Source organism: Rhizobacter sp. P2_D12 (genome assembly GCF_056404395.1).
The window spans coordinates 1-3,259 of the sequence record NZ_JBFUEB010000230.1 but is presented as its reverse complement, the minus strand read 5'-3'; the positions used below and the strand labels follow the sequence as shown (position 1 = coordinate 3,259).

Genomic DNA, 3,259 nt, shown 5'->3' with positions numbered 1-3,259 from the left:
GTCACAGGCGCGCGACAGCGGCACCATCGTYGCGTCGGGGCAGCCCGTGTTCCTGCCCGACCCGGTGCCGCACAATGCCCTCGGCATGCGCCTGCCCGTGTACGTCGGCGGCGTGCTGCCACTGGGCGTGGCCGAGCGCCGGGCCGCCTATCTGGGCTCGTTCGGCATTTTCTTTTCGGTCCAGGAAATGGTGCGCAATGCGCTCGTCTCGCTCGAGGCGCAACCGCTGCGCGTGAGCCTGTACGGCACCGGGCGCCGCTACACCGGCCGGCCGGGCGCGCCGGTGGCGGGGGATATCCTGCTGCACGGCGTGGACGTGCGCAGGGCGGCGCCCGATCCGGCGCTGCATTTCGTGTCGGTACTGGGCGTGGACTACGTCGGCAACGGCTGGAAAGCCCACTTTTCGGCGCCCCGGGCCGAGATGCTGGTGGGCGTCGACCGCTATGTGCCGTTGGGCGCGCTCRCCGCAGGTTTCATCGGCACGCTGCTGATGTACGGGCTGTTCCTGGCTCAGTACCGGGCGCGCCGCGCCGCCGTCGAGCAGCGCCTGCTGCTCGACACGGTGCTCGACAACCTCGACGCCGAGGTCTACCTGAAGGACGGCGCGCGCCGCATCCGCTATCTCAACGCCAAGGGCGCCTCGCGCCTCGGGCGCCCGGCGACGGACCTGATCGGCCGGCCCGATACCGAGGCCATGGATGCGGGCCAGGCCGACGCCACCTGGGAGCTGGACCGCGCCGTGTTGCGGGCCGACCGCCAGAGCAGTGCGCAAGTGGCCCAGGCCGGCCCGGACGGCGCGACACGCCAGTTGTGGAGCGTGCGCGTGCCGCTCCAGGTCGACGAAGCGCCGGCCGTGCTGTGCGTGTCGACCGACATCACCGAGCTGCATCGCCTGAAGGCGCGCGCCGACGCGGCCAGCAAGGCCAAGAGCGACTTCCTGTCGAACATGAGCCATGAGATCCGCACGCCGATGAACAGCATCATCGGCATGACGCACCTGGCGCTGCAGGCCGGGCCCGACCCGCGCCAGCGCGACTACCTCGAAAAAATCTACCACTCGGGCCAGCACCTGCTGGGCATCATCAACGACATCCTCGACTTTTCCAAGATCGAGGCCGGCATGCTTGAACTGGCCACCGAACGCTTCATGCCCGACGCCCTGATGCGTAATGTCGAAGCGCAACTGGGTACGGCGGCTGCCGCCAAGGGCCTGGGCTTCGATATCGAGATCGCGCCCGAGCTGATGCGGCCCCTGTGCGGCGACTCGCTGCGCCTCGAACAGGTGCTGCTCAATTTTGCCGGTAACGCCGTCAAGTTCGCCGAGCGTGGCCGCATCACGATGCGGGCGCGCCTGGCGCATGCATTTGGCCCGGAAATCCTGGTGCGCTTCGAAGTCGAAGACCGCGGCATCGGCATCGCCCCGAACGCGCTGCAGCACCTGTTCACGCCGTTCCAGCAGGCCGACCAGTCGGCCACGCGCCGCCATGGCGGCACCGGCCTGGGACTGGCGATCAGCCGCCAGCTGGCCGAGCTGATGGGCGGCGAGGTCGGCGTGACCAGCACCCCTGGGGTGGGCAGCATCTTCTGGTTCACGGCGCGCCTGGCGCTCGACGATGGCGCCGGCGCGCGGGTGGGGGCGGGCGCCAGTTCAGGCCTCGGCGCAGCGCCGGCGCCGGCGCAGGCGCGCCTGGATGGCTGCGCCGTGCTGCTGGTCGAGGACAACCCGTTCAACCAGCAGGTCGCGCGCGAATTGCTCGAACTGGCCGGGGCCGACGTTGTCGTCGCGGGCAATGGCGAAGAGGCGCTGGCGGCCATGGCCAAGGCACGCTTCGACTGCGTGCTGATGGACGTGCAGATGCCGGTGATGGATGGCCTGGAGGCGACGCGGCGCATCCGGCGCGATCCGCGCCTGGCCGGCACGCTCGTGGTGGCAATGACGGCCAATGCCGGCGTGGACGACCGCGCGCGCTGCATGGCGGCGGGCATGGATGAATTTCTCGCCAAGCCGGTGGTGCCGGAACTGCTGGCCGCAACGATCGCGCGCTGCCTCGGGCGCACCACGGCGCCGGTGTCGGACGTCGCCGTCAACCTGCCTGCCGCCATGGACCCGGGCAGCGCGGTGCTCGATGTGGCGCTGCTGGCCGCGACGGCCGGGGGCGACCTCGACCGGATGCGCAAATACGCATTCCTGTTCCTGGACACCACGCGTGAGAACCTGGCCGGCATCGACACGGCGCTGGCAGGGGGCGATCTGACCCACACCGCCAGCCTGGCGCACCAGCTGAAGTCGGCCGCGCGCGCGGTCGGCGCCACCGCGTTCGCCGCCATCTGCGAAGACCTGGAAGCGCAGCCGGTGCGTGAGCTGCGCGGGGGCGGCACGGCGCAGGCACGGGCATTGACGGCGCGCCTGCGGGCGCTGCTGGTCCGCATCGAGCGCGAGGTCTCGGCGCAGTTTGGCGGGCGCGCCAGCGACGGGCGCTGACCAGCCCCTTTGGCCCTACCGCCAGGGGGCCAAACGCGGTATGCTTTGGTCCCGATTGCCCACGCCCAGCGCATGCCTGCCCCGATCACTCCCGGTCTCTTGATCCTCCACGGCAACCAGATGGAGCTGCTGCGCAGCGCCGTCTTCGACTGGCTGCGCAATCATCCTCTGGGACCACTCGAAGAAGAGATTTTTYTCGTCCAGTCGAACGGCGTGGCCGAGTGGCTCAAGATCGCGCTGGCCGAGGAAAACGGCGTCTGCGCCGCCACCCGCGTGGCACTGCCGGCGCGCTTCATGTGGGAAGCCTACCGCGGCATGCTGGGGCGCGAGCGCGTGCCGCAGCGCGCGCCGTTCGACAAGGATCCGCTCACCTGGCGCCTGATGCGCCTGTTGCCCACGCTGCTGCAGGATGATGGCTACGCGCCGCTGGCGCGCTTTCTGGCCGATGGCGACGCCGAGCGCCGCCTGCAACTGGCCGAACGCGTGGCCGACCTGTACGACCAGTACCAGGTGTATCGCGCTGACTGGCTGGCCGATTGGGCCGCGGGGCGCGACGTGCTGCGCCGCGCCGGGGGCGACGTGGTCCCGCTCGCGCCCGAGCAGCGCTGGCAAGCCTGCCTGTGGCGCGCCGTGCACGCGAGCCTGCCCGAGACGCAGCGCGAGAGCGGCCGCGCCACCATTCACGACCAGTTCCTCGCCGCCGTCGCGGCCGATGCGGCGCCAGCCAGCCGCCTGCCGCGGCGCGTCGTGCTGTTCGGGATGTCGACGCTGCCGTAC

General features: G+C 70.8%; 2 protein-coding genes. Both read left to right on the top strand.

Annotation, left to right across the window (positions count from 1 at the left end):
* Window positions 1–2,482 (top strand): ATP-binding protein (locus tag AC1DYN_RS31905; RefSeq protein ID WP_477966714.1); only part of this gene is annotated, 2,482 nt, incomplete at its 5' end.
* Window positions 2,483–2,554: 72 nt separating this feature from the next.
* On the top strand, window positions 2,555–3,259 hold a 705-nt coding region (locus tag AC1DYN_RS31900; protein ID WP_477966712.1), incomplete at its 3' end, for an exodeoxyribonuclease V subunit gamma.